This is a genomic window from Stenotrophomonas sp. YJH_SMC_123 (genome assembly GCF_059368215.1).
In genome coordinates this window covers 285,128-310,228 of record NZ_JCAFRM010000002.1, presented here as the reverse complement: position 1 = coordinate 310,228, position 25,101 = coordinate 285,128, and the positions used below count along the sequence as shown (strand labels likewise).

At 66.8% G+C, this 25,101-nt stretch carries 25 protein-coding genes and 1 tRNA gene; 4 read left to right on the top strand and 22 right to left on the bottom strand.

All coding sequences use genetic code 11. The features are described 5' to 3' along the window. The 15 genes from nuoK to AC5P5W_RS06170 all read right to left on the bottom strand — a co-directional run bounded on the left by nuoK (position 1) and on the right by AC5P5W_RS06170 (position 12,818). Entirely contained in the window at positions 1–306 is a 306-nt protein-coding gene (nuoK, locus tag AC5P5W_RS06240; protein ID WP_005417921.1) for an NADH-quinone oxidoreductase subunit NuoK, read from the bottom strand. Then, complete coding sequence (locus AC5P5W_RS06235; RefSeq protein WP_014647864.1) at positions 303–959, bottom strand: NADH-quinone oxidoreductase subunit J; 657 nt, start codon at positions 957–959, stop codon at positions 303–305. The genes nuoK and AC5P5W_RS06235 overlap by 4 nt, the downstream gene beginning before the upstream one ends. 9 nt (positions 960–968) lie before the next feature. Beyond that, entirely contained in the window at positions 969–1,457 is a 489-nt protein-coding gene (nuoI, locus tag AC5P5W_RS06230; RefSeq protein ID WP_005410456.1) for an NADH-quinone oxidoreductase subunit NuoI, read from the bottom strand. Between the two features lie 4 nt (positions 1,458–1,461). Then, on the bottom strand, positions 1,462–2,556 hold the full coding sequence (gene nuoH, locus AC5P5W_RS06225; RefSeq protein WP_014037948.1) for an NADH-quinone oxidoreductase subunit NuoH: 1,095 nt from the start codon (positions 2,554–2,556) through the stop codon (positions 1,462–1,464). Beyond that, positions 2,553–4,787, bottom strand: coding sequence for an NADH-quinone oxidoreductase subunit NuoG (gene nuoG, locus AC5P5W_RS06220; protein WP_049442381.1), 2,235 nt, complete (start codon positions 4,785–4,787; stop codon positions 2,553–2,555). The genes nuoH and nuoG overlap by 4 nt, the downstream gene beginning before the upstream one ends. Continuing rightward, a complete protein-coding gene (nuoF, locus tag AC5P5W_RS06215) occupies positions 4,784–6,124 on the bottom strand; it encodes an NADH-quinone oxidoreductase subunit NuoF (RefSeq protein WP_014647866.1) in 1,341 nt (446 codons plus the stop codon). Before nuoF ends, nuoG begins: the two co-directional genes overlap by 4 nt. 4 nt (positions 6,125–6,128) lie before the next feature. Continuing rightward, complete coding sequence (gene nuoE / locus AC5P5W_RS06210; RefSeq protein WP_014647867.1) at positions 6,129–6,656, bottom strand: NADH-quinone oxidoreductase subunit NuoE; 528 nt, start codon at positions 6,654–6,656, stop codon at positions 6,129–6,131. Positions 6,657–6,753: 97 nt separating this feature from the next. Further along, on the bottom strand, positions 6,754–8,061 hold the full coding sequence (locus AC5P5W_RS06205) for an NADH-quinone oxidoreductase subunit D (RefSeq protein ID WP_014647868.1): 1,308 nt from the start codon (positions 8,059–8,061) through the stop codon (positions 6,754–6,756). Continuing rightward, positions 8,058–8,807 carry an NADH-quinone oxidoreductase subunit C gene (locus tag AC5P5W_RS06200; protein ID WP_197574279.1) on the bottom strand — a complete coding sequence of 250 codons (750 nt, stop codon included), beginning with the start codon at positions 8,805–8,807 and terminating at the stop codon, positions 8,058–8,060. Before AC5P5W_RS06200 ends, AC5P5W_RS06205 begins: the two co-directional genes overlap by 4 nt. Before the next feature lie 33 nt (positions 8,808–8,840). After that, the gene (locus tag AC5P5W_RS06195) at positions 8,841–9,395 is read right to left on the bottom strand and encodes a NuoB/complex I 20 kDa subunit family protein (RefSeq protein WP_005417936.1); all 555 of its coding nucleotides are present in this window, start codon (positions 9,393–9,395) and stop codon (positions 8,841–8,843) included. Then, on the bottom strand, positions 9,386–9,742 hold the full coding sequence (locus AC5P5W_RS06190) for an NADH-quinone oxidoreductase subunit A (RefSeq protein ID WP_008265012.1): 357 nt from the start codon (positions 9,740–9,742) through the stop codon (positions 9,386–9,388). Before AC5P5W_RS06190 ends, AC5P5W_RS06195 begins: the two co-directional genes overlap by 10 nt. Before the next feature lie 111 nt (positions 9,743–9,853). Continuing rightward, positions 9,854–9,938: transfer RNA gene (locus AC5P5W_RS06185), tRNA-Leu, on the bottom strand. A gap of 51 nt (positions 9,939–9,989) precedes the next feature. After that, a complete protein-coding gene (gene secG, locus AC5P5W_RS06180; protein WP_164077540.1) occupies positions 9,990–10,427 on the bottom strand; it encodes a preprotein translocase subunit SecG in 438 nt (145 codons plus the stop codon). Between the two features lie 31 nt (positions 10,428–10,458). Next, positions 10,459–11,214 (bottom strand): triose-phosphate isomerase, encoded by a 756-nt coding sequence (gene tpiA, locus AC5P5W_RS06175; RefSeq protein ID WP_014647872.1) that lies wholly within the window; start codon positions 11,212–11,214, stop codon positions 10,459–10,461. 668 nt (positions 11,215–11,882) lie between these two features. After that, positions 11,883–12,818, bottom strand: coding sequence for an isopenicillin N synthase family dioxygenase (locus tag AC5P5W_RS06170; RefSeq protein WP_032956201.1), 936 nt, complete (start codon positions 12,816–12,818; stop codon positions 11,883–11,885). Between the two features lie 194 nt (positions 12,819–13,012). Here AC5P5W_RS06170 and AC5P5W_RS06165 point away from each other — a divergent pair, with 194 nt between their 5' ends. Genes AC5P5W_RS06165 through AC5P5W_RS06155 form a run of 3 tightly spaced genes read left to right on the top strand, consistent with a single transcriptional unit; the run spans position 13,013 to position 16,906 of the window. Continuing rightward, entirely contained in the window at positions 13,013–14,890 is a 1,878-nt protein-coding gene (locus AC5P5W_RS06165) for a DUF3413 domain-containing protein (protein WP_197575503.1), read from the top strand. 20 nt (positions 14,891–14,910) lie between these two features. Beyond that, entirely contained in the window at positions 14,911–16,056 is a 1,146-nt protein-coding gene (locus AC5P5W_RS06160) for a glycosyltransferase family 4 protein (RefSeq protein ID WP_014647875.1), read from the top strand. Then, positions 16,049–16,906, top strand: a complete 858-nt coding sequence (locus AC5P5W_RS06155; protein ID WP_046431824.1) for a polysaccharide deacetylase family protein — start codon at positions 16,049–16,051, stop codon at positions 16,904–16,906. The genes AC5P5W_RS06160 and AC5P5W_RS06155 overlap by 8 nt, the downstream gene beginning before the upstream one ends. A 78-nt stretch (positions 16,907–16,984) precedes the next feature. On the opposite strand, the gene glmM is transcribed toward AC5P5W_RS06155, so the two are convergent. The 5 genes from glmM to trpB all read right to left on the bottom strand — a co-directional run bounded on the left by glmM (position 16,985) and on the right by trpB (position 22,187). Further along, positions 16,985–18,346: a phosphoglucosamine mutase gene (gene glmM, locus AC5P5W_RS06150; RefSeq protein ID WP_197575505.1), complete on the bottom strand. Its 1,362-nt coding sequence runs from the start codon at positions 18,344–18,346 to the stop codon at positions 16,985–16,987. Beyond that, a complete protein-coding gene (gene accD / locus AC5P5W_RS06145) occupies positions 18,346–19,221 on the bottom strand; it encodes an acetyl-CoA carboxylase, carboxyltransferase subunit beta (RefSeq protein WP_005410473.1) in 876 nt (291 codons plus the stop codon). Before accD ends, glmM begins: the two co-directional genes overlap by 1 nt. A gap of 260 nt (positions 19,222–19,481) precedes the next feature. Further along, positions 19,482–20,291 carry a tryptophan synthase subunit alpha gene (gene trpA, locus AC5P5W_RS06140; protein ID WP_046431828.1) on the bottom strand — a complete coding sequence of 270 codons (810 nt, stop codon included), beginning with the start codon at positions 20,289–20,291 and terminating at the stop codon, positions 19,482–19,484. A gap of 1 nt (position 20,292) precedes the next feature. Further along, entirely contained in the window at positions 20,293–20,973 is a 681-nt protein-coding gene (locus AC5P5W_RS06135) for a hypothetical protein (RefSeq protein WP_014647879.1), read from the bottom strand. Further along, positions 20,970–22,187 (bottom strand): tryptophan synthase subunit beta, encoded by a 1,218-nt coding sequence (trpB, locus tag AC5P5W_RS06130; protein WP_032957499.1) that lies wholly within the window; start codon positions 22,185–22,187, stop codon positions 20,970–20,972. The genes AC5P5W_RS06135 and trpB overlap by 4 nt, the downstream gene beginning before the upstream one ends. A gap of 97 nt (positions 22,188–22,284) precedes the next feature. Here trpB and AC5P5W_RS06125 point away from each other — a divergent pair, with 97 nt between their 5' ends. Further along, complete coding sequence (locus tag AC5P5W_RS06125; RefSeq protein WP_032957497.1) at positions 22,285–23,172, top strand: LysR family transcriptional regulator; 888 nt, start codon at positions 22,285–22,287, stop codon at positions 23,170–23,172. Between the two features lie 71 nt (positions 23,173–23,243). On the opposite strand, the gene AC5P5W_RS06120 is transcribed toward AC5P5W_RS06125, so the two are convergent. Together AC5P5W_RS06120 and AC5P5W_RS06115 are read right to left on the bottom strand one after the other, a co-directional pair. Beyond that, on the bottom strand, positions 23,244–24,353 hold the full coding sequence (locus tag AC5P5W_RS06120; protein ID WP_014647882.1) for a toxic anion resistance protein: 1,110 nt from the start codon (positions 24,351–24,353) through the stop codon (positions 23,244–23,246). Positions 24,354–24,397: 44 nt separating this feature from the next. Further along, a complete protein-coding gene (locus AC5P5W_RS06115; protein WP_014647883.1) occupies positions 24,398–25,099 on the bottom strand; it encodes a hypothetical protein in 702 nt (233 codons plus the stop codon). Positions 25,100–25,101 lie beyond the last annotated feature (2 nt).

The window sequence follows — 25,101 nt, the reverse complement described above, 5'->3', positions numbered from 1 at the left end:
TCAGCCCTTCAACGAATCGACTTCGCCGACATTGATCGTGCGGCGTGTACGGAACAGGGTCACCAGGATCGCCAGGCCGATGGCGGCTTCCGCGGCGGCGACGGTCAGGATGAAGAACACGAACAGCTGGCCGGACGGATCGCCCAGCTGACGCGAGAAGCCGACGAAATTGATGTTCACCGACAGCAGCATCAGCTCGATCGACATCAGCAGGACGATGACGTTCTTCCGGTTGAGGAAGATACCGGCCAGGCTGATGGCGAACAGCACCGCGCCCAGCGCGAGGATATGGCCAAGGGTGATCACGGCTGGGTCTCCTCGCCGGCGACCGGCTTGCTGTTGCTGTGCACGACCGGTGCTTCGGCACCCATCTTGACCATGCGCAGGCGCTGGCCGGCCTTGACCATGGTCTGCTGGCCCGGGTTCTGGCTCTTCACGCCGGTACGGCGACGCAGGGTCAGCATCACGGCGGCAACCACGGCCACGGTCAGGATGACGGCGGCGAACTCGAACGGCAGCAGGTACTCGGTGAACAGCGTGCGTGCCAGCCAGGTGATGTTGGAGCTGTCGGCGGCGACCGCAGCGGCGTTGTCGGCCGGGAACGGCGTGACCGAACGCGCCTTGACCCCGATCAGGATCAGCATCTGCGCCAGCATCGCGACCGCGACAATCAGGCCGACCGGCAGGTAGCGCACCCAGCCCTCACGCAGCTTGGTGGGGTCGATGTCCAGCATCATCACCACGAACAGGAACAGCACCATCACCGCACCGACGTAGACCAGCACCAGCGCCACACCGAGGAACTCGGCGCCCACCAGCAGCCACACGCAGGCGATGGAGAAGAAGGTCAGCACCAGGCAGAGCACGGCGTGAACCGGGTTGCGCACGCTGATCACCGCACCGGCCGAAACCGTTGCCGCGATGGCGAACACCCAGAAAGCGATATTTACCCAATCCATCTCTCGACCTCAGCGGTAAGCGGCATCGGCGGCGCGACGCTCGGCGATCTCGTTTTCGAGACGGTCGCCCAGGGCCAGCAGCTGCGGCTTGGTAACGATGTTTTCGCCACGATTCTCGAAGTGGTACTCGAGGATGTGGGTTTCGACGATCGAGTCCACCGGGCAGCTTTCCTCACAGAAGCCACAGAAGATGCACTTGAACAGGTCGATGTCATAACGCGTCGTGCGGCGGGTGCCGTCCTCGCGCTTGGCCGAGTCGATGGTGATGGCCAGCGCCGGGCACACCGCTTCGCACAGCTTGCAGGCGATGCAGCGCTCTTCGCCGTTGGGATAACGGCGCAGCGCATGCAGGCCACGGAAGCGCGGCGACTGCGGGAACTTCTCCATCGGGTACATCATCGTGTACTTCGGCTTGAAGCTGTACTTCAGCGTCAGCCAGAGGCCCGCCAGCAGTTCGAGCAGCAGCAGGCTCTTGAAGTAATGGGTAATCCTGTTCATCACTTTAGACGCCCTTTTGAATCACGCCGAAGAACACCATGACGGCGGTAACCGCGATCCACAGAATGGCCAGCGGGATGAAGACCTTCCAGCCCAGGCGCATGATCTGGTCGTAGCGGAAGCGCGGGAAGCTGGCACGGAACCAGATGTAGGCACTGGCGAAGAAGAACACCTTGACGAACAGCCACGGCGCGCCCCCCTTCCAGATCCAGTCGACCAGCGGCGAGACATCGCCGAAGTTGACCCAGCCCTGGACCGGGCTCAGCCAGCCGCCGAGGAAGAAGATCGAGATCAGGAAGCTGATCAGGATCATGTTCGCGTATTCGGCCAGGAAGAACAGGGCGAAGGCACCGCCGGAGTATTCGACCATGTGGCCGGCGACGATTTCCGATTCGCCTTCCACCACGTCGAACGGCGCGCGGTTGGTTTCAGCCACGCCCGAGACCCAGTAGATGACGAACAGCGGGAACAGCGGCAGCAGGAACCAGTCGAAGAAGCCGGAACTGCCGGCCTGCGCCATCACGATGTTGCTCAGGTTCAGGCTGCCCGAGGCGATCATCACGCCGACCAGGGCGAAGCCCATGGCGATTTCGTAGCTGATCATCTGCGCCGAGGCGCGCATCGCACCCAGGAACGCATACTTCGAGTTGGACGCCCAACCGGCCAGGATGATGCCGTAGATGCCCAGCGAGGTCATCGCCAGCAGGTACAGCAGGCCGGCATTGGCGTTGGACAGCACGATCTGCGAATCGAAGGGCACCACCGACCAGGCCGCGAAGGCCGGGGCAAGGGTGATCAGCGGGGCCAGCAGGTAGATCGCCTTGTTGGCGCTGCTCGGCTGGACCACTTCCTTGAACAGCAGCTTGAAGACGTCGGCGAAGGCCTGGAAGATGCCCATGCCCACGTACATCGGGCCGTGGCGGACATGCATCCAACCGATCAGCTTGCGTTCCCAGACCACGTAGAAGGCCACCGAGATGATCACCGGAACGGCGATCACCAGGATCTTCAGGATGATCCAGATCAGCGCGCCGATGTCACCGAGGCCCAGCAGCCACTGGTGCAGCGGGTCGACCGCGTTCAACAGCAATTCGTTCATGCAGCCACCACCGATACGCGAGCGGCACCCAGCGGCGCGGTCGCGCCGTGGCCCGATTCAATCCAGACCGAACCCGCAGCGACGCGGGCGTCGACCACCACCGGCAGGGTGGCCTTGCCGGCATCGGTGCCGACCTTGGCCATCTGCCCTTCCTGCAGCTGCAGGCGAGCGGCATCTTCAGCGTTCAGCACGATGCGCGGGGCGTTGTTGAGCGGATGCGACTGCAGCGCCGGGGCGCGACGGACCACCGCATCGGTGCGGTAGATCGCGGCGGTCGAAGCCACTTCCAGGCCTTCGCCGGCAACCACCGGCTGCGCCGAAGCTGCAACGGTGACCGGTACCGGGGCCAGGCTGGCGCGCAGGCCGGCCAGGTCGGTGAAGTCGAAACCGGCCACGGCCAGCTCGCCGCCCAGGGCGCGCAGCACGCGCCAGCCTTCACGGGCCTCGCCCGGCAGCTTGCCGCCGGCACGGGCCGACTGCTCGCGACCATCGAGGTTGGTCAGGGTGGCGTCGATTTCCGGCAGCGCACCGATCGGCAGGATCACGTCGGCGACGTCGCGGGTCGAGGCACAGGCGAACTGGCTGAAAGCCACCACCTGGGCACCGGCCAGCGCCTTGCGCGCGGCAGGGGCATCGGCGAAGTCCAGGCCCGGCTCAAGGCCGTACACCACATAGGCCTGGCGCGGCTGCGCCAGCATCGCGGCGACGTCCTTGCCAGCCGGCAGCACACCGGCGCGGGTCAGGCCAACGGCGTTGGCGCCCTGCGGGATGCGGCACAGCTTGGCACCGGTGGCGGCGGCGAACTCACGCGCAGCAGCGCGGATCGCGGCAGCCTGCGGGTGGTTTTCGGCGATGCCACCGACGATCAGCACGGTGTTGTTGCCGCCCTGCACTGCCGAACGCAGCTCGGCGTTGGCCAGCGCGTCGACGAACTTCGACGGTGCGACGATCTGCTTGCCGGCGATGCTGAAGGCGAAGTCGAAGTCCACCGGGTTGACGACATGGATCTTCGCGCCCTTGGTGGTCTGCGCCTTGCGCAGGCGGGCGTGCAGCAGCGGCAGTTCGTGGCGGATGTTGCTGCCCAGAACGACGATGCGGTCAGCGCCTTCGATTTCGGCCAGCGGCAGGCCGAACACTTCGGCGGTTGCGGCGTCGGAGAAATCGCGGTTGTTGATGCGGTGGTCGATGTTGCCCGTGCCCAGGCCCTTGGCCAGGCGGGCCAGCAACGCGCCTTCCTCGTTGGAGGTGGACGGGTGCACCAGCACGCCCAGGTTGTCGCCCTGGTTGGCCTTGAGGATCTCGGCGGCCGCGGCCAGGCCTTCGGCCCAGCTCACTTCCTTCCACTCGCCATTGACCTTGCGCAGCGGCTTGACCGCACGGTCTTCGCTGTACAGGCCCTGGTGCGAGTAGCGGTCACGGTCGGACAGCCAGCACTCGTTCACGGCTTCGTTGTCGCGCGGCACGGTGCGCAGCACTTCACCGCGACGCACGTGCAGGAACAGGTTCGAACCCATCGCGTCGTGGTAGCCCAGCGATTCGCGCGCGGTCAGTTCCCACGGACGGGCGCGGAACTGGAACACCTTGTTGGTCAGCGCGCCGACCGGGCAGACGTCGACGACGTTGCCGGACAGCTCGGTGGTCAGCGGCTTGCCGTCGAAGGTGCCGATCTGCAGGTTCTCACCGCGGTACATGCCACCCAGTTCGTAGGTACCGGCAACGTCGGCGGTAAAGCGGACGCAGCGGGTGCACTGGATGCAGCGGGTCATCTCGGTGGCGACCAGCGGGCCCATGTCCTCGTCCGGCACCACGCGCTTGCGCTCGTTGAAGCGGCTGACCGAACGGCCATAGCCCAACGACACGTCCTGCAGCTCGCACTCGCCGCCCTGATCGCAGATCGGGCAGTCCAGCGGGTGGTTGATGAGCAGGAACTCCATCACCGAGCGCTGGAACTTCAGTGCCTTCTCGCTGCGGGTGGCGACCTTCATGCCGTCCATCACCGGGGTGGCGCAGGCCGGCGCCGGCTTCGGCGACTTCTCCACGTCCACCAGGCACATGCGGCAGTTGGCGGCGATCGGCAGCTTCTCGTGGTAGCAGAAGCGCGGAATCGGAATACCGGCCTTGTCGGCCGCCTGGATGATCATCGAACCCTTGGGCACGACCAGCGACTTGCCATCGATCTCGATGGTCACGTGATCCGGTGGCACGTTCGGGTTTACGGGTTGCGCGCTCATGCGGCGGCTGCCTCCACCTTCTTGCCGTCAACCATCGAATGACCGTTGACGATGTAGTACTCGAATTCGTCCCAGAACTGGCGCAGGAAGCCCTGGATGGGCCATGCAGCCGCTTCACCGAACGCACAGATGGTGTGGCCTTCGATCTGCCCCGCCACCGCCTTCAGCTGGTGCAGGTCTTCCATCGTGGCCTTGCCGGCGACGATGCGCTCCAGCACGCGGTGCATCCAGCCGGTACCTTCACGGCACGGGGTGCACTGGCCGCAGGATTCCTTGTGGAAGAACTGGCTGATGCGGCAGGCGAACTTGACGCAGCAGACGCTGTCGTCGAGCACCACGATCGCGCCCGAACCCAGGCCGGAGCCCAGTGCACGGATGGTGTCGTAGTCCATCGGCAGGTCCTCCAGCTCGGCCGCGGTCAGCACCGGCATCGACACGCCGCCCGGGATCGCGCCCTTCAGCGTGCGGCCCGGTCGCAGGCCACCTGCCATTTCCAGCAGGTCGTGGAATTTGGTGCCGAGCGGCACTTCGAAGTTGCCGCCGTTCTGCACGCAGCCGGACACCGAGAAGCACTTCGGACCGCCGTTGGCGGTCAGGCTCAGGCCCTTGAACCACTCCGGACCGTTGCGGATGATCGCCGGCACCGAACCGTAGGTTTCGGTGTTGTTGATCGTCGACGGCTTGCCATACAGGCCGAAATTGGCCGGGAACGGCGGCTTGTAGCGCGGCTGGCCCTTCTTGCCTTCCAGCGATTCCATCAGCGCGGTTTCTTCGCCGCAGATGTAGGCGCCGGCGCCCAGCGCACCGTAGATGTCGATGTCCACGCCGCTGCCGAGGATGTTCTTGCCCAGCCAGCCGTTCGCATAGGCGTCGGCCAGGGCCTGCTCGAAGTGCTCGAACGGCTCGTGGTGGAACTCACCGCGCAGGTAGTTGTAACCCACGGTCGAACCGGTGGCGTAGCAGGCGATCGCCATGCCTTCCACCACCGAATGCGGGTTGTAGCGCAGGATGTCGCGGTCCTTGCAGGTGCCCGGCTCGGATTCGTCCGAGTTGCAGAGGATGTACTTCTGCATGTTGCCCTTGGGCATGAAGGACCACTTCAGGCCGGTCGGGAAGCCTGCGCCACCGCGGCCGCGCAGGCCCGAGGCCTTGACCATCTCGATGACCTGCTCCGGCGGGATCTTCTCTTCGAGGATCTTGCGCAGGGCGGCGTAGCCACCGGTCTTCAGGTAGCTTTCGTACGACCACGGGGTGTCGTAATGCAGGGTGGTGTAGACCACCTGGTGCGGCAGCGGCGCGGGGCCGACCGGACCCTTGGATTCGTGGTGATGTGCCATGCCCTTACTCCAGCCCGTCCAGCAGCTCGTCGACCTTTTCCAGGGTCAGACGCTCATGGTAGTGACCGTTGATGACCATCATCGGCGCGCCGCCACAACCTGCCAGGCACTCTTCCTCGCGCTTGAGGTAGACGCGGCCGTCCGGGGTCGATTCACCGTGCTTGATGCCCAGCTTCTTCTCGCAATGGCGGACGATGTCCTCGGCGCCATTGAGCCAGCAGCTGATGTTGGTGCAGATGGCCACGTTGTTGCGGCCCACCTTCTCGGTCTCGAACATCGAGTAGAAGCTGGCGACCTCGTAGGCCCACACCGGCGGCAGGTCGAGGTACTTGGCGACGGCGGCGATCAGCTCGTCGGTCAGCCAGCCCTGGTTCTGCTCCTGGGCCGCATGCAGGCCCTGCAGCACGGCAGAGCGCTTGCGGTCCGGCGGGAACTTGGACAGCCAGTGATCGATGTGAGCGCGGGTCTTGTCGCTCAGCACCACCATCGGGTCGACGTCGCGCGCCGCCTCGAAATTACCTGTCGCCTTCATCGGCCGACCTCAGCGAAATGCATAACGTGAAATTCCAGAAACTGCGGCGCCGGCTTGCGCCGGCTGCCTGCAGCGGGCGTTGGCGTGGCGGACGGCATTACCGGTCAACCTCGCCGAACACCAGGTCATAGGTACCGATCATCGCCACCACGTCGGCCAGCATGTGGCCGCGCACGATCGAATCGATCGAGGACAGGTGGGCGAAGCCCGGTGCGCGCAGGTGCACGCGGAAGGGCTTGTTGGCGCCATCGGAGACCAGGTAGCAGCCGAATTCGCCCTTGGGCGCTTCCACGGCCGCATAGGTTTCACCCGCCGGTACGCAATAGCCTTCGCTGAACAGCTTGAAGTGGTGGATCAGCGCTTCCATGTCGTCCTTCATGTCCTCGCGCTTGGGCGGAGCGACCTTGAAGTTCTTGACCATGACCGGGCCGGGGTTGGCCTTCAGCCACGCCACGCACTGCTTGATGATGCGGTTGGATTCGCGCATTTCGGCGACGCGGACCAGGTAGCGGTCGTAGCAGTCGCCTTCCTTGCCCAGCGGGATGTCGAAATCGACAGCATCGTACTTGGCGTACGGGCGCTTCTTGCGCAGGTCCCAGGCCACGCCCGAGCCACGCAGCATCACGCCGGTCATGCCCCACTGGTGCGCCAGTTCCGGAGTGACCACGCCGATGCCGACGGTACGCTGCTTCCAGATGCGGTTGTCGGTCAGCAGGGTTTCGTATTCGTCGACGCGCTTGGGGAACTCGACGGTGAAGTTCTCCAGGAAGTCCAGCAGCGAGCCTTCGCGCGAAGCATTGAGCTGCTTCAGCGCCTTGCCTTTGTGCCAGCGCGATTCCTTGTACTTCGGCATGTGGTCCGGCAGGTCGCGGTAGACACCGCCCGGGCGGTAGTACGCCGCGTGCATGCGCGCGCCGGAGACCGCTTCATAGCAGTCCATCAGCTCTTCGCGCTCACGGAAGGCATACAGCATCACGGCCATCGCACCCAAGTCGAGCGCGTTGGAGCCCAGCCACATCAGGTGGTTGAGGATGCGGGTGATCTCGTCGTACATGGTGCGGATGTACTGCGCACGCTCCGGCGCCTCGATGCCCATCAGGGTCTCGATCGCGCGCACGTAGGCGTGCTCGTTGCACATCATCGACACGTAGTCGAGGCGATCCATGTAGCCGATCGACTGGTTGAACGGCTTGGACTCGGCCAGCTTCTCGGTGCCACGGTGCAGCAGACCCACGTGCGGGTCGGCACGCATGATGGTTTCGCCGTCCATTTCCAGGATCAGGCGCAGCACACCGTGAGCGGCCGGATGCTGCGGGCCGAAGTTCATGGTGTAGTTGCGGATTTCCTGCCGGCTTTCGGCGGCGTTGCTGGCGAACGCTTCGCCGGCCTGGTGTACGTGGCTCACTTCACTGCCTCCTGCGCGCGCTCACCGGCTGCGGTCTGCAGACGGGCGTCGTCACGGATCACGCGCGGCACGCCGACACGCGGCTCCACCGAGGTGACCGGTTCGTAGATCACGCGCTTCTTTTCTTCGTCGTAGCGGACTTCGACATTGCCGATCAGCGGGAAGTCCTTGCGGAACGGATGGCCGACGAAACCGTAGTCGGTCAGGATCCGGCGCAGGTCCGGGTGGCCTTCGAAGATCACGCCGTACAGGTCGAACGCTTCGCGCTCGAACCAGTTCAGGCCCGGCCACACGCTGGTCAGCGAGGACACCACCGGCAGCGCTTCGTCAGGGGCGAAGCAGCGCAGGTGCATCATCAGGTTGTGCTGGTACGAGCGCAGCTGGGCGACCACGGCGAAACGCTGGATCGGCATGTGCTGCGGGCGGGCACCGTCGGCACCGTTTTCCTCGGTGGGGAACTCGCCCCACGCGAAGCGGCCCTGGGCCTTGCCTTCGACGCCACGGCTGAAGCCCTGCGAGGACACGTCGGCGGTGTCCCATTCGTCGGAGCCATAACCGAGGTAGTCGACGCCGCACAGATCCACGGCCTGCTCGAAACCAAACTCGTCACGCAGCGCCAGGGCGGTGGCGTGCCACTCGGCGGCAGGCACTTCCAGCGTCACTTCGCCGCGGGGTTCGACCACGATGACCTTCGCACCAGCGAAACGTGCGGAGAGTCGGTCGATGAAGGATGCTTGCTCTGCCATGGGGGCTTGGCGCGCTCTTGTCAGGTGAAGGGGTCAGCGGGCGATGGTCTGTGTACGCCAGATCTTCTTCTGCAGCTGCAGGATCCCGTACACCAGCGCCTCGGCGGTCGGCGGGCAGCCCGGGACGTAGACGTCCACCGGCACCACGCGATCACAGCCGCGCACGACAGAATAGGAGTAGTGGTAATAGCCACCGCCGTTGGCGCAGCTACCCATCGAGATGACCCACTTCGGGTCCGGCATCTGGTCGTAGACCTTGCGCAGCGCCGGGGCCATCTTGTTGACCAGGGTACCGGCCACGATCATCACGTCGGACTGACGCGGCGACGGGCGGAACACCACGCCGTAACGGTCAAGGTCCAGGCGCGCGGCGCCGGCGTGCATCATCTCGACCGCGCAGCAGGCCAGGCCGAAGGTCATCGGCCACATCGAGCCGGTGCGCGCCCAGTTCAGCAGTGCGTCGACGCTGGTGGTGACGAAGCCCTTTTCCAGCAGCGGGTTGTCGCCTTCCGGCCGCAGGATGTCATCAACCCGGCCTTCCGGCGACGGGTTGTTCATGAGGCCATCGAGAGTCTGAATCACTCCCATTCCAGCGCTCCCTTCTTCCAGACGTAAATGAAACCGAGGAACAGCATGCCGACGAACAGGCCCATGGTGATGAGCGAACGGGCGCCCAGCTCCATGAAGACCTGGGTCCACGGCACGATGAAGATGATTTCCAGGTCGAAGACGATGAACTGGATCGCGATCAGGTAGTAGCGCACGTCGAACTTCATGCGCGCGTCTTCGAAGGCCTCGAAGCCGCACTCGTACGGCGACAGCTTTTCCAGATCGGGGCGGCGGGGACCGAGGAATCGACCAACCAGCATCAGCGTAATGCCGATACCGGTGGCAACGATCAGAAACAGCAGAGAAGGCAAATATTCGGCCAGCACAGCGATTCTCTCTTGCCTCTGCCGCCGCGCCTGCAGGCGCTTTGGCATGGGGGAGTGGACGGGAACCTGCCTGGCGCCTTGCGCGCCAGACGAACCCGCTTTACTTACAAATGGTGCCCAAGAGGGGACTCGAACCCCTACGACTTGCGTCGCTACCACCTCAAGGTAGTGCGTCTACCAATTCCGCCACCTGGGCAAACGATCACATCAGACTATCTTCCCGATGCGCCGCGTATTGTAACCGGCTTCAGTGTTTCTGGGAGCCTTCCGAAGGCTTTTCTTCACCAGAAACCGAAGATTCCGCCTGAGCCGGCACATTCGCCGCCGGAACCGGGGCGGCCGGGACCGGATCGGCCTTCGGAACGGGCGGCAGTTCGCCCGCCGGAGCCGCCGGCGCGCTGGCCGCCGGGGCGGACATCAGGCCCAGGTCCTGGTCGGCCGCCGGACGGGTGCCGTGACCGGCATACCAGGCCATGAAGAGACTGATGCCGAAGAACACGACGGCCAGCCACTTGGTCGACTTGGACAGGAAGTTCGAGGCGCCACGCGCACCGAACACCGTACCCGAGGCGCCGGCGCCAAAGCCCGAACCCGCCGCCGCACCCGAGCCACGCTGCATCAGGATCAGCGCGATCATGGCCACAGCGACCAGCACGTAGACGACATTGAGGATCAACATCAGCATTGGAAACCGCCCTCGGACAATACTTCTAGGATTAGTTCGCGGCCGCCGCCCGTGCGATGGCCAGGAAGTCCGCGGCCACCAGGGAGGCGCCGCCGACCAGCCCACCATCGACATCCGGCTGCGCGAACAGTTCCCCGGCATTGTCGGGCTTCACGCTACCGCCGTAAACAATGGGCAGTGAATCAGCAATTCTAGCATCGAAGCGCGCAACTTCGCCACGGATGAACGCGTGCACCTGCTGTGCCTGCTCCTTTGTAGCAGTACGGCCGGTACCGATGGCCCAGACCGGCTCGTAGGCGACCACGGCCTTGGCAAAGCCGGCCGCGCCGACCAGTTCCAGCACCGGCGCCAGCTGGCTGGCGATGACCGCTTCGGTCTGTCCGGCCTCGCGCTGCTCCAGGGTCTCGCCCACGCACAGCACCGGCACCAGGCCGGCATGCTGGGCGGCGGCGAACTTGCGCGCGACCAGCTCGCTGCTTTCATGGTGATACTGGCGGCGCTCGGAATGGCCGACCAGGCCATAGCGGGCCCCGACCTCGACCAGCATGGCCGCGCAGACCTCGCCGGTATAGGCGCCCTTCTCGTTGCTGCTCACGTCCTGCGCGCCGAAGGCCAGGCTGGTCTCGCCGAAGTCCTCGACCAGCTCGCCCAGGTACGGCAGCGGCGGCAGGATCACCACGTCCACCCCCTCCAGCGGAAGCCCGGCGGCCACCTGCCCCAGCAGTTCATTGGCGAATTGACGGCTGCCATGCAGCTTCCAGTTTCCGGCGACGATCTTGCGGCGCATGAGCGGGTGGCTCCTGTGTGAAGTCAGCCGGTCATGATACCCGTTGCGGCAAAATCCGTTTCATTGTAAGCGGTTACATGGATTTTCAGCCAACGGCGCAGCCCCTCGTGGCGGGAGTTTGTTTGGGTTGGTCGCGGAAAGCCCGGTTGGATTGGTGGGCTTGGCCGGGCGGGTGGGGATGGCGGGGGACGCCGTAAACCCGTCCGTGGGGGCTTGGCCGCGGCATCCATGCCGCGGACACCCCCGTCATCCCCACCCGCCCGGCCTCCGACACATTCCGGCGGTTCCGCCCGCCACGGAAAGAAAAAAGAAGAGCAAGAGCAAAAGCGGCATACCACGTGCCCTGCCCCACTTCGATCTAACAGATCTCATCCACGCATGGCGTGGATCTACCGTGTCGAGCAAGGTCGACACCCACCAACCGTCACCGGGAAACTGTCGAAGGCGGGGAGGTGTCGGATGGCGGGGTGTCCGCGGCATGGATGCCGCGGCCAAGCCCCCAGGGATGGGTTTACGGCGTCCCCGCCATCCGACACCTTCCCGCCTCCCCACGGAACACCCCAGAGCCGCTTTGGCTTTGGACTTGCCGGCCAGCGGCCGGCACTACCGCGGGTGCAGGGTGCAACCCTGCAAAGAAAAAGGCCGCCTTTCGGCGGCCTCACTTTTCTTTACTTCAGCTTGATCTCGCGCAGGCGTTCCTCGAGGAAGCCGTGGGCGGTGATCGCCTCCGGATACCGGCTCGGGTTCTCCGGAGTGATGCACGAGGGCAGCACGTCGATCAGAAAGTCCGGGTTCGGGTGCAGGAAGAACGGCACCGAGTAGCGCGGCTGGCGCGCCAGGTCACCCGGGGGGTTGACCACGCGGTGGATGGTCGACGGATACACGTGGTTGGTCAGGCGCTGCAGCATGTCGCCGATGTTGACCACGATCGTGTCCGCATCTGACGTAAATGGCACCCACTCGCCGTCATGCGACTGCACTTCCAGGCCTGCGGCACTGGCGCCGACCAGCAGGGTGATGAAGTTGATGTCGCCATGGGCACCGGCACGCACGTTCGGGATGTCGTCAGTGGTGATCGGCGGGTAGTGGATCGGGCGCAGGATCGAGTTGCCGAAGTTGGTCTTGTCGGCGAAGAAGTCTTCCGGCAGGCCAATGTGCAGGGCCAACGCGGACAACACGCGCGACCCCAGGTTGTCCAGCGCCTGATACAGGCCGTAACCGCGCTCGCGGAAACCTTCGACCTCGGCCGGCCACAGGTTCGGCGCCATCACGTCCCGGTACTTGGAATCGTCGGCGATCTCGCGGCCGATGTGCCAGAACTCCTTCAGGTCGAAATGCTTGGAGCCCTTGGCGGTTTCCACGCCGAACGGGGTGTAGCCGCGGGCGCCGCCGCTGCCGGCCACGTGGTACTTGCGCTTGACCTCTTCCGGCAGGGCGAAGAAAGCCTTGAAGGCATCGTAGGCCGCGTCGATGTCGGCCTGCGGGATGCCGTGGTTACGGATGCCCGCGAATCCCCATTGGCGGTAGGCCGCGCCCAGCTCGGCCACGAAGGCCTCGCGGTCGCTGTCGAAACGGGTGATGTCGAGGGTGGGGATCTGGCTCACAGCGGTTCCTGGCTTGTCGTTGGGTCTGAGGGGGCCAACGCATTCATGGCCCGCCTGAACATTGTGACAGATCGCCCGGGGGACGCCACTCGATACACGGAAACAAACCGATACAATGCGCGACCCGCGCGCGGAGCAACGCTTCCGTCACGTTGGCCCCGCCCCTCTCCTGCACCCCCTGAACCTGCCCCACCATGCCCGCAGCTGCCCCTGCCGCCCCTGCCATTGAAGGTTCCGCCCGGCGCTGGCGGCGGCTGGCCTGGTGGTCGCTGTTCATCGCCGGCAATGCGGTACTGGCCGCGGCGATTGCGCTGGGCAATGTACCGCTGCGTGACAATCCGGGCGGCGGCGCCGGCCTGGCCTATCTGGCGGTCGCCCTGCCCGGCCACCTGCTCGCATTCGGTGTGCTGGCCGGCCTGCTGCCGCTGCTGCTGGGCCTGTGGCCACGCAGCGCGCGTACGCTGAGCATCAGCGCGGCCGTGCTGCAGGGCCTGTGGCTGTGCCTGCTGCTGGTCGACGCCAAGGTCTTCACCCTGTACCGCTTCCACCTCAATGCCATGGTCGTGAACATGGTGTTCGGCGGCGCCCTGCAGGACCAGGTTGCCCTGTCCTGGAAGACCTGGCTGCAGGTCGGCCTGCTGGTTGCCGCGGTCTTCACCGCCGAGGGCCTGCTGGCCTGGGCGTGCTGGAAACTGCTGCCGGCCGCGCCGCGCCGTCGACGGGTGCTGCAGGCCTGGGCGGTGGTCGCGCTGCTGATGGCCGGCGGCCAGGTCGCCACGGCCTACTACGACGCCCGCGGCGACCGTGATGTGATCGCGCAGTGGAACTACCTGCCGTGGGCGCAGCCGATCACGGCCAAGAGCTTCATGCGGCGCCTGGGCGTGGTCAGCCAACAGCACGCCGGCCTGCCCGACCCGCGCCATGCGCAGCTGCTATACCCGCTGCATCCGCTGCGCTGCCAGAGCCCACATCGTCCCAACGTACTGATGGTGGTACTGGAGTCGCTGCGCCACGATGTGCTGACACCGCAGCTGATGCCCAACACGTCGACGCTGGCGCAGGATGCGCGCGTCTTCGACCACCATTTCAGCACCGGCAATGCCACCCGCTACGGCCTGTTCGGGCTGCTCTACGGCCTGCCCGGCGGCTATTGGCCGAGCATGCTTGACGAGCAGCGTGGCTCGCAGCTGTTCCAGGTGCTGGGCCAGCAGGGCTACGACCTGCACCTGTACGGCAGTGCGCCGTTGTACAGCCCGGAGTTCGATCGCACGGTGTTCGCCGATGTCCGCGACCAGCTGCACCAAGGGCCGGCAGCGCTGAAGTCAGACGGCCGCGACCGCGCGATCATCAGTGCGCTGCAGCAGGACATCCGCGCCAGCCAGGCCGCGCAGCGCCCGTGGTTCGGCTTCGTGTTCCTCGACTCCACCCATGCGCCCTACCACATGCCCGAGGGCTATCCGGCGGTGGCCACACCGATGGCCGCCGATATCGATTTCCTCAAATTCGGCCCGGAGCATGACCCGACGCCGGAACTCAACCGCTACCGCACCGCCGTGCACTATGCCGACAGCCTGATCGGCTCGCTGCTGGACGACCTGCGCGCACAGGGCCTGGCCGAGGACACCATCGTGCTGGTCACCGGCGACCATGCCGAAGAGTTCAACGACCTCAAGCTGAACTACTGGGGCCACAACGGCAACTTCTCCGACTATCAGCTGCAGGTCCCGTTCGTGCTGCATTGGCCGGGCAAGGCCGCTGGCCACGACGCACGCACCAGCTCGCACGAAGACTGGGTGCCGACACTGATGCGCCACGCACTGGGTTGCGAGAACGCACTGGCCGATTACAGCACCGGCCAGGACCTGCTGGCCGAGCCGCAGGGCACGCGTGCGCTGGTGGTCGAAAGCTGGTCGCAGCGCGCGGTGCGCCATGGCGATGCCATCTATGTGTTCGACAAGTTCGGCAACGCCACCGCCCTGGACCTGCGCTACCGGCCGCTGCCACAGCAGGCGCCCGATGCGGCCGCCGTACGCACTGCATGGGAAGCGCTGACTCGCTTCCGCAACCGCTGACCCTCAAGGATCGATCCTGCATGAACCGTCCGCTGCGCATCCTGCACACTGAAGCCGCCAAGGGAATGGGCGGGCAGGAGATCTACATCTTCCGCCACATGCAGGTGATGCGCGCGCGTGGCCACGAGGTGGCGCTGCTGTGCCAGCCCGAAGCGCGACTGGCCCAGCTGGCACGCGATGATGGTTTCACCGTGCATACCCTGCGCATGGGTGGCCTGCTGCGCCTGCTGCGCGGCATCTGGTCGGTCTCGCGCCTGGTGCGCCGCGAACGCTATGACGTGGTCAACACCACCAGCCGCCGTGACGCACTGATCGCCGCCGCCGGTGCACGCCTGGGCGGCACGCCGCTGGTGGTGCGCTCGCGCCACCTGATGAGCCCGGTCAACTCGCTGCTGACCTATACCGGCCTGCCGCACCGGGTGCTGACCGTCAGCAGCTTCGTGAAGCAGTTGCTGGCCGCGCGCGGCATTCCGGCCGAACACATCGGTATCGTGCCGCCCATCGCGGTCCCGCCGCGCTGGAGCGAAATCCGCAAGGACGACCCCTGGCAATGCCTGCAGGAGGTACGCGCGGACGTGCGCGCCGAACTCGGCTTCGGCGAACAGGACATCGTGGTCGGTTGCGTGGCGGTGCTGCGCGAACCCAAGGGTCATGCCGACCTGCTGCAGGCGATGGTACCGCTGTGCAAGACGCACCCGAACCTGCACCTGGTGGTGGTCGGCGATGGCCAGCCGGTCATGGACCGGCTGCAGGCGCTGCGCGACGAGCACGGGCTGCAGCAGCAGGTCCATCTGCTCGGCTATCGCGATGGCGCATGCCGGCTGATGGCTGGCTTCGACATCTTCGCGCTGGCATCGCACAAGGAAGCGGCCGGTACCGTCTTCCTGGAGGCCGCCTATGTCGGGGTGCCGATCGTGGCCACGCGGGTGGGTGGCGTGCCGGAGATGGTGGTGGATGGCAGCAATGCGATCCTCACCCGGCTGGGCGACAATGCAGCCCTGACAGGCGCCCTGCGCCTGCTGGTGGACGATCCGGAACGGCGGCGGCAGATGGGCCGCGCCGGGTGGGACTGGATGCGCAGCGCGCACCGGTTCACTCCCGACGGCCACGGTGAGACCACCGAACACTATTACCACCAGTGGCTGAAGGAGCTGGGACATGGCTGATGCCCGAACCGTACCGGTGCTGATGCACCACCACGTCAGTCCGTCGCCGGGCATGATCACCGTGTCACCGGAGAATTTCGAAAGCCAGATCGCGTGGCTGGCCGGCAACGGCTGGACGTCGCTGACACTGGACCAGTACGCCGGCTTCCTGGCCGGCAAGCCGGTGCCGCGCAAGTCGATCGTGATCACCTTCGACGATGGCTACCTGGACAACTGGGTGTATGCGCACCCGATCCTGCAGAAGTACGGCTTGCACGCGGTGGTGTTCGTGGTCACCGGCTGGATGGGCGAAGGCCCGGAGCGGCCCCACGCCGGGCTTGCCGGGGCAACGTTGCCTGCCACGCCGGACCATCGCGGCTGCGAAGCGGCGATCTACGAGCAGAACCGCAGCGACGACGTGATGATGCGCTGGAGCGAAGCGCGCGCGGCCATCGCCGCCGGCACCTTCGAAGTGCATTGCCACACCCATACCCACACCCGCTGGCTGCGCCGCGACGACCTGGACCGCGCACAGCGCCGTGCCGGCCTGAGCCACGACCTGGCAGTCTCGCGCGACGTCCTGCAGGACAAGCTTGGCGAGGTGTCCGATACGCTGTGCTGGCCCTACGGCGATTTCGACCAGGACCACATCGAGGTGGCGCGCGAGCACGGCTTCCGCTACCTGCATACCACCCACCCGTTCGGACGCAATGTGGTGGGCGGCGACCCGGAGCGCATCTATCGTTTCGCGATCCGCAACCGCCCGGCCAGCTGGCTGCGAAAACGCATCGCACAGAGCTACAACCCGCTGATCGCACCGCTGTTCAATGGCTTCAAGGCACGCCAGAAGAAGATGGTGCCGGGGCCGTAGGCAACCCACCGCCCTGCCCCTTCAACGAAAACGCCCCGGCATTCCGGGGCGTTTTCGTTGGGCGGATGTGCAGCGGCCTCAGGCGGCGGCTTCACGTACCGCCGCGGACAGTCGATCCAGCGTGTCCTGCATCAGCGTCGCATCATCGGCCTCGACCGTGACCCGCACCACCGGCTCGGTACCGGACGGGCGCAGGAACGCACGGCCACGGCCGGCCACCGACTGCTGCGCGACAGCCAGCGCGGCCTGCACGCTGCCGGCCTGCACCGTGGCCTTGGCCGAGGCATTGCCCAGCCGCACGTTGACCGTCTTCTGCGGCACCCGCACCAGTCCTTCCAGCGCCTGGCGCAGGGTCTGCCCGCTGTTGCGCAATGCCACCAGCACCTGCAGCGCGCTGACGATGCCGTCGCCGGTGGTGGCCCGATCCAGGCACAGCAGGTGGCCGGAGGCTTCACCGCCGAGCACGCCGCCGCCTTCCATCAGCGCCTGGTGCACGTAGCGATCGCCGACATTGCTGCGCACGAACGGAATCTGCAGGTCGGCAAATGCCTTCTCGATGCCGTAGTTGCTCATCAGCGTACCGACCACCGGGCCGCGCAGGCGGCCTTCGGCTTTCCATGCACGGGCCAGGATATACAGCAGGTCATCGCCGTCGACCGGGTTGCCCTGGTCGTCGGCCATCAGCACGCGGTCGCCATCCCCATCGAAGGCGATGCCGAGATCGGCGCGGGTTTCGCGGACCTTGGCCGCCAGGTTGTCGATGTGGGTGGAACCCACGCCGGCGTTGATGTTGACGCCGTTGGGCTCGGCACCAATGCCGATCACCTCGGCGCCCAGTTCACGGAACAGCAGCGGCGCGATCTGGTAGGTGGCGCCGTGCGCGCAGTCCAGCACCAGGCGCACGCCACGCAGGTCGAACGCGCGCGGCACGCTGGCCTTGCAGAACTCGATGTAGCGGCCGACCGCTTCGCGCGCACGCGACGCCTTGCCCAGCTTTTCCGATTCGGCGGTGGTGAACGGGATGTCCAGCGCCGCTTCCAGGGCCAGCTCGGTCGCATCGTCGAGCTTCTCGCCCTGGGCGGAGAAGAACTTGATGCCGTTGTCGTAGTGCGGGTTGTGCGAGGCGCTGATGACGATGCCAGCGTCCACGCCAAGCGTACGGGTCAGGAACGCCACCGCCGGGGTCGGCATCGGCCCCAGCAGCTGCACGTCCGCACCGGCGGCGACCAGGCCGGCTTCCAGTGCCGCTTCGAACATGTAACCGGAGATGCGGGTGTCCTTGCCGATCACCACGATCGGCCGGCGCCCGTCCTGGCCGCGCTGGTCGACCAGGACACGGCCCAGGGCGTTGCCCAGGCGCAGCACGAAGTCGGCCGAGATCACGCCCTGGCCGACCCGTCCACGGATGCCATCAGTACCGAAGTACTTGCGGCCTCCCATCAAGCCACCTCCGGCGCCGGCTGACGGCCCAGCATTGCCAGCAGATCGGACAGGCGGTCGCGCATTTCGCGACGGTCGCAGATCTGGTCGATGGCGCCGTGCTCCAGCAGGAATTCCGAGCGCTGGAAGCCTTCCGGCAGCTTCTCGCGCACGGTCTGCTCGATCACGCGCGGGCCGGCGAAGCCGATCAGCGCCTGCGGCTCGGCGATGTTGATGTCACCCAGCATCGCGAAGGAAGCCGACACGCCGCCGGTGGTCGGATGGGTCAGCACCGAGATGTACGGCAGGCCGGCTTCACGCAGCTTGCCCAGCGCGGCCGAGGTCTTGGCCATCTGCATCAGCGAGAACAGGCCTTCCTGCATGCGGGCGCCACCGCTCTGCGAGAAGCACACGTAGGGCGCACCGATCTCGACCGCGGTTTCCGCGGCCAGTGCGAAACGCTCGCCGACCACCGAGCCCATCGAGCCGCCCATGAAGGCGAAGTCGAACGACGATGCCACCAGCGCACGGCCCTTGAGCAGGCCGCGCATGGCGATCAGCGCGTCGTACTCGCCGGTGTTCTTCTGCGCGATCTTGATGCGCTCGCTGTACTTCTTCTGGTCCTTGAACTTGAGCAGGTCGGTCGGCCCCAGGCGCGCACCGATCTCGGTGGTGCTGTCGGCATCGAACAGGGCGGCCAGGCGCGCACGCGCACGGATCGCCATGTGATGGCCGCACTTCGGGCAGACTTCCAGGTTCTCTTCCAGTTCCGGACGGTACAACGCGCTGCCGCAGTTGCTGCACTTTTCCCACAGGCCCTCGGGGACACTGCGCTTCTTGCTGGGGGTGTTGTCGGTGCGGATGCCGGACGGCATCAACTTGCTGAGCCAACTCATGCGGGAGGACACTTCCGTTCAGGGCGGCCCGGGGGCCGCAAAGGCGGACAGTCTAGCTCCGCTTTCCCCGCCCGTGCACCCCCTTGCCAGCCACGGGGCAGCCGGAAAAAACCATGCTGGGACGTACGTTTAGGTGCTGGGCGGTGCCCGCCGCTGGCCGGCAGCCCTTGCGTGCAGACCGATGGGTAGTGCCGGCCGCTGGCCGGCAGCCCTTGCACGCGAGCCCTCAGGAGGATGCCGGCCAGCGGCCGGCACTACCGTTACGCGTCCAGCGCCTGCCGCAGCGGGGCGAGGAAGGTCCGGGCGTGCTGCGCGGCCTCTTCCGCCGAGCCCGCTTCGGCCAGCGCCGCCACCAGCGCGCTGCCCACCACCACGCCGTCGGCCTGCCGGGCCATGGCCGCGGCACTGGCGGCATCCTTGATGCCGAAGCCCGCCACCACCGGCACCGACGCACGCGCGCGCAACGCCTGCAGGCGGGCACTGGCGGCATCGCTGTCCAGGCGCTCGGACGCGCCGGTGACACCGGCAAAGCTGACGTAGTAGAGATAGCCACGGGCCAGCGCCAGCAGCTTGTCGGCTCGCGCCTCGCTGGTGGTCGGCGACGCCAGCAGTACCAGCGCAAGGCCGGCTGCGTCGAACGCCTGCTGGGCGTCGCCCGCTTCTTCCGGCGGCAGGTCGACCAGCAGCACGCCGTCCACGCCGGCGTCGACGGCGGCCTTGGCGAAGGCCGCGTAACCGTGGATCTCCACCGGGTTCAGGTAGCCCATCAGCACCACGGGGGTCTGCGCATCGCGCTCGCGGAACTGCGCCACGGCCTGCAGGACGTAGCGGCTGCCGGCGCCGCGCGCCAGCGCGCGCTCGGAGCTGCGCTGGATGGTCGGGCCATCGGCCATCGGGTCGGAGAACGGCACGCCCAGTTCAATCACGTCGGCGCCGGCGTCGACCAGTGCGTGCATGACCGGCACGGTGGCCTCCAGCGAGGGATCACCGGCCGTGACGAAGGGGATCAGCGCCTTGCGCTGCTGTTCGCGCAGACGCTGGAAACAGGCATCGAGTCGGGATACGGACATTTCAGGCACATCCTTCAATCAGTTCAATCGCATCGCTGGTTCCCCAGTACATCTGGGTGACCCGCCCTTCAAACAGTTCCACGCGGATACCCAGGTCCGAACCCGGGTCCTGCCAGGTGAGGTACTCGCCCTGGTCACCGTCGTAGGCATGCGGGCTGGATACCGGCGGCTTCGGGAACTGGGCCATGGCCTGGGCGCGGGTCATGCCGACACGCAGGCCGAACGGACCGGGCTGCTGGGTCGGCGCCCCGCTGTCCGGATCCAGGCCGAGATCGAAACGGACGACGCGATCTTCATCGGTCATCATCGACACGCCGGGCGGCAGCCCCTTGCCGTCGTAGTACTCGCAACTGCCGCCGATGGCTTCGACCGCCCCTTGCGCGGTCCACGGCCCGAGTGCCTTCAGATCGCTCATGTGCTGGCCGATCAGCACCTCGCCGGCATGGTCCAGCGCCACCGAGACCACCGCAGGCGCGCCATCGCTGTCCATATCTTCCGTGGACGGCGGATCGACGATCGGCGCACGTGCCATCGGGTCGAGGTCATCATTCGCGGCCGCCTGTTGTGCCGGCTGCGTGGTGGCCTTGGCGGCCGGTGCCAGCAGCGGCGGCTCCGGCGGCTGGCACGCGGCCAACCCCAGCGCCAGCAGCAGCACGCCACTGTTGCGCAGCAGCGCGCTCACAGCACCAGCCCTTCGCGCGCGGCGATGGTATGCACATCCTTGTCGCCACGGCCGGACAGATTGCACAGCACGATCTGGTCACGCGGACGCTCACGCGCCAGCTTGATCGCCTGCGCCAGCGCATGGCTGGACTCCAGCGCCGGCAGGATGCCCTCGGTATGCGCCAGCAGGTGGAAGGCCTGCAGTGCTTCGTCATCGGTGATGCCGAGGTAGCGCGCGCGGCCGGTATCGGCCAGGAATGCGTGTTCGGGGCCGACGCCCGGATAGTCCAGGCCGGCCGACACCGAATGGGTCTCGATGATCTGGCCGTCGTCGTCGCACAGTACATAGGTGCGGTTGCCATGCAGCACGCCCGGGCGACCGGCGGCGATCGATGCAGCATGGCGACCGGTGCTGATGCCATCACCTGCGGCCTCGGCGCCGACGATCTCGACCTGGCGGTCGTTGAGGAAGGCATGGAACAGGCCGATGGCATTGCTGCCGCCGCCGACGCAGGCAGTGATCGCATCGGGCAGGCGGCCGTACTCGGCCAGCATCTGCTCGCGTGCCTCGCGGCCGACGATGGCGTTGAAGTCGCGCACCATGCGCGGATAGGGATCCGGACCGGCGACCGTACCGATGATGTAGAAGGTGTCCTGGACATTGGTCACCCAGTCGCGCATCGCTTCGTTGAGCGCGTCCTTCAAGGTGGCCGAACCGGAGGTGACCGGCACCACCGTCGCGCCGAGCAGCTTCATGCGGTAGACGTTGATCTTCTGCCGCTCGATGTCGGTGGCGCCCATGTACACCACGCATTCCAGGCCCAGCCGCGCGGCAACCGTGGCGCTGGCCACGCCGTGCTGGCCGGCACCGGTCTCGGCGATGATGCGCTTCTTGCCCATCCGCGCCGCCAGCAGCGCCTGGCCGATGGTGTTGTTGATCTTGTGCGCGCCGGTGTGGTTCAGGTCTTCGCGCTTGAGCAGGATCTGCGCGCCGCCGACATGGTCGCTCAGCCGCTGGGCGTGGTAGATCGGGCTCGGCCGGCCCACGTAGTGGGCCAGGTCGCGGTCGTAGGCGGCCTGGAAGGCCGGATCCTGGCGGGCCTGGTCATAGGCCTGGGCGAGTTCCTGCAGCGGGCCGACCAGGGTTTCGGCAACGAAGCTGCCACCGTAGCGGCCGAAATGGCCCTGGGCATCCGGGAAGGCGTGGTAGTCGGCAATGGGGGAGGCAGACATGGAAGCGACCGCTGGTTCGAGACAGATGGATACTCTAGCGCACGGGTCGTGACCGGAAAATGGATATTATCTGGCATATACCGTCAGGAAATCTCACATGAGCCGTTCGCTGTTGCCACCGCTCAATGCGCTGCGCGCGTTCGAGGCCACCGCCCGCCTGGGCGGGGTTGGCCGCGCCGCGCAGGACCTGCACGTGACCCACGGCGCGGTCAGCCGCCAGCTGAAGCTGCTGGAAGACCACCTCGGCCTGGCGCTGTTCCAGCGGGCCGGTCGCGGCCTGCGCCTGACCGCTGCGGGCACGCGCCTGCAGGCAGCGTGCAGCGAGGCCTTCAGCGGCATCGAAGACTGCGTGCGCGAACTGCGCCGGCCGACCGCGGCCCCGGCGCTGGTGCTGGGCTGCAGCGGCAGCGTGCTGGCGCGCTGGATGATTCCGCGCCTGCCCGCACTGCAGGCCGCCCTGCCCGGCGTACGCCTGCAGTGGTCGGCGCTGGATGGCAGCTTCACCGAGGCGCAGGCCGCACTGGACGCGGTGCTGCTGCTGGCGCAGGGGCCGTGGCCCCGGGGCTGGCAGGTGCGTGAGCTGGCGCCGGAACGGGTCGGCGTGGTGGTGGCCCCCTCGCATCCGGCCGCGCAGCGCCTGCGGCATGTGCCGCCCTCGGCGCTGCTGCAGGAGACGCTGCTGCACACCAGCTCACGGCCGCAGGCATGGCCGGCGTGGGCGCAAGCGCACGATCTGGACACCTCGAAGCTGCAGCTGGGTACTGCCTTCGAACACCTGTACTACCTGCTGGAGGCAGCGGTGGCCGGGCTGGGCCCGGCGATCGCACCCGAGCCACTGGTGGCCGAGGACCTGGCCGCCGGGCGACTGGTCGCGCCGTGGGGATTTGCCGCCACCGGTGGCTTCTGGGTGCTGGCGCGACCGGATGGACCGGCAGATGGGCGCGTGGATGCGCTGGCCGACTGGCTGGGCCAGCAACTGCGCTGACAACAAAAAGGGGACGGAGGGAATTAAGTCGCAAGTGGCACAAACGACTTAATCCCCTCCGTCCCCTTTTTTCAGCTGGCAGTCGGGGTGGCCAGTCGCTGCTGCAGGTCTTCGCGCAGGCGCGACAGCTCGACTTCGGCCTGCTGCCGCTGCTGCATTCCTTCGCGATGGATGCTGCGCACTTCCTCGACCGTGGCGATCAACTGGTCGTGCACGTGGCGCAGCGTGGCCACGTCGATCACGCCGCGCTGGTTGCTGCGCGCGGTATCCACCGAGGCCTGGCGCAGCAGGTCGGCGTTGCGGCGCATCAGCTCGTTGGTGGCATCGTCGATGGCGGTGGACAGCTCGACCGCGGCCTTCTGCTCACCCAGCGAAAGCTGGATGGCGAACTGGCGCTTCCACGACGGGATGGTGATCTCGCGCACCGTGTTGAACTTCTCGATCAGCTGCAGCGCGTTGGCCTGGATCAGGCGGATCATCGGCAGCGACTGGTCGGCCGCATGCTGCATCAGCTGCAGGTCGGACACGCGCTTTTCGAGGAGGCGGATCGCGTTGTCGACTTCGCTCTGGCGGATGCGCTGCTGCGGATCCTCACTGCCCTGCCCGGCCTGCTGCTCGGCCTGCAGTTCGGCCAGGCGCTGCTTGCCGGCCGCAGCATACAGGCCCAGCGCATGGCGTTCTTCGCGGACGATGTCATGCATGCGGTCGAACTCGCCCACGCGCTTGCCCATCAACGCCTGCTGCACACCGACATCACCCAGCAGCTGCTCGATCTGCGCATTGGTGTCGCTGAACTTCTGCACCAGCTCGCCCTTGGATACGCGCAGGCGGTCGATCAGGCCACCGATCACCGGCACCTTCGACCGCTGCGCGAAGCCGTCCAGCTTCAGGCTGCGTGCGATGCGCACCACTTCGCCCAGTTTCTCGCCGCTGGCATCGAGGTCACGATTGCGCACCTGGTCCAGCAACTGGCTGGAAAACGCTGCGGTGCGCGTGGCCGCTTCGCGACCGAAGACCTGCAGGTTGCCCGGGCGCAGGTCATCCAGCTCCAGACGGATCTCGGCGATGCGCGGCAGATCCTCGCGGACCAGGCCAAGCGCCTGCAATGCGCCTTCATCGAGCGGAACGGCGGTAGTCGTGCCGGGCACGAGGGCACCGGGGGTCTGGCTGTCCTGGGTCATCGGGCAGTCTCCTTGCAGTTGGGTAAGCGGCAGCGGCGGCCGGCTCAAGGCAGTCTAGCCTGAGCCGCCGCGACCTCGTCATCGATCTGTGCGTGCAGCGTGGCGGCCTTCGCCGCCAATGTGGCGCCGGCCGCGGCCTGGCCCGCCGCGGCGGCCTGCCGCCAGGCTGGCAACAGGACGTCATGGATGCGCGCGAAGCGTTGCAGCAGCACGTTGTCCTGGTCCTGCAGGAGCTGCCACTGGCCGGCCTCGAGACGGCGCAGCGTGGCCAGCCGGCGCAGGTGATCGAGCCGTTGCGACAGCGCGGCCTGGCCGGCGGTATCCAGCGACGCCAGCCGCACCGCTGCCAGCTCGACCCAGGCGTCCAGCGCTGCGGCCGCCGCTGAATGTCCGGCGATGGCCATGGCCCGCAGCTGCAGCTGCTGCTGCAGCTGCTGGGCCTGCTCGCGCGCCTGCAGGGCCAGCACGCCCAGCTGCGACTGCAGCGCACGTCCTTCCGCCTCGCGATCGACATCGCGCCCCAGCAGGCGGCCCCACCAGCCCGCCTGCTGCCGGATCTGCGCCGGGTTATCGGCCTGCAGGGCCAGCGCGATGCGTGCCAGTGCGGCCACCAGCCCTGCGCCCGCGCCCGGCGGCAACGGTGTTTCGCGCCGCGCCAGCGCCTGCAGCAACGGCGCACCATAGTCGGCCAGCGCGGCGACATCGGCCGTGTCCGGCAAGCTCGGTGGCGGCAGTGGCGCCTGCATGG

What these genes read in the sequence shown, in the direction of transcription:
- AC5P5W_RS06235 (WP_014647864.1), bottom strand. Translation starts at nt 959, where the DNA reads ATGGATTGGGTAAATATCGCTTTCTGGGTGTTCGCCATCGCGGCAACG.
- nuoI (WP_005410456.1), bottom strand. Translation starts at nt 1,457, where the DNA reads ATGAACAGGATTACCCATTACTTCAAGAGCCTGCTGCTGCTCGAACTG.
- nuoH (WP_014037948.1), bottom strand. Translation starts at nt 2,556, where the DNA reads ATGAACGAATTGCTGTTGAACGCGGTCGACCCGCTGCACCAGTGGCTG.
- nuoG (WP_049442381.1), bottom strand. Translation starts at nt 4,787, where the DNA reads ATGAGCGCGCAACCCGTAAACCCGAACGTGCCACCGGATCACGTGACC.
- nuoF (WP_014647866.1), bottom strand. Translation starts at nt 6,124, where the DNA reads ATGGCACATCACCACGAATCCAAGGGTCCGGTCGGCCCCGCGCCGCTG.
- nuoE (WP_014647867.1), bottom strand. Translation starts at nt 6,656, where the DNA reads ATGAAGGCGACAGGTAATTTCGAGGCGGCGCGCGACGTCGACCCGATG.
- AC5P5W_RS06200 (WP_197574279.1), bottom strand. Translation starts at nt 8,807, where the DNA reads ATGGCAGAGCAAGCATCCTTCATCGACCGACTCTCCGCACGTTTCGCT.
- AC5P5W_RS06195 (WP_005417936.1), bottom strand. Translation starts at nt 9,395, where the DNA reads ATGGGAGTGATTCAGACTCTCGATGGCCTCATGAACAACCCGTCGCCG.
- secG (WP_164077540.1), bottom strand. Translation starts at nt 10,427, where the DNA reads ATGCTGATGTTGATCCTCAATGTCGTCTACGTGCTGGTCGCTGTGGCC.
- tpiA (WP_014647872.1), bottom strand. Translation starts at nt 11,214, where the DNA reads ATGCGCCGCAAGATCGTCGCCGGAAACTGGAAGCTGCATGGCAGCCGT.
- AC5P5W_RS06165 (WP_197575503.1), top strand. Translation starts at nt 13,013, where the DNA reads ATGCCCGCAGCTGCCCCTGCCGCCCCTGCCATTGAAGGTTCCGCCCGG.
- AC5P5W_RS06160 (WP_014647875.1), top strand. Translation starts at nt 14,911, where the DNA reads ATGAACCGTCCGCTGCGCATCCTGCACACTGAAGCCGCCAAGGGAATG.
- AC5P5W_RS06155 (WP_046431824.1), top strand. Translation starts at nt 16,049, where the DNA reads ATGGCTGATGCCCGAACCGTACCGGTGCTGATGCACCACCACGTCAGT.
- glmM (WP_197575505.1), bottom strand. Translation starts at nt 18,346, where the DNA reads ATGGGAGGCCGCAAGTACTTCGGTACTGATGGCATCCGTGGACGGGTC.
- accD (WP_005410473.1), bottom strand. Translation starts at nt 19,221, where the DNA reads ATGAGTTGGCTCAGCAAGTTGATGCCGTCCGGCATCCGCACCGACAAC.
- trpA (WP_046431828.1), bottom strand. Translation starts at nt 20,291, where the DNA reads ATGTCCGTATCCCGACTCGATGCCTGTTTCCAGCGTCTGCGCGAACAG.
- trpB (WP_032957499.1), bottom strand. Translation starts at nt 22,187, where the DNA reads ATGTCTGCCTCCCCCATTGCCGACTACCACGCCTTCCCGGATGCCCAG.
- AC5P5W_RS06125 (WP_032957497.1), top strand. Translation starts at nt 22,285, where the DNA reads ATGAGCCGTTCGCTGTTGCCACCGCTCAATGCGCTGCGCGCGTTCGAG.
- AC5P5W_RS06120 (WP_014647882.1), bottom strand. Translation starts at nt 24,353, where the DNA reads ATGACCCAGGACAGCCAGACCCCCGGTGCCCTCGTGCCCGGCACGACT.
- AC5P5W_RS06115 (WP_014647883.1), bottom strand. Translation starts at nt 25,099, where the DNA reads ATGCAGGCGCCACTGCCGCCACCGAGCTTGCCGGACACGGCCGATGTC.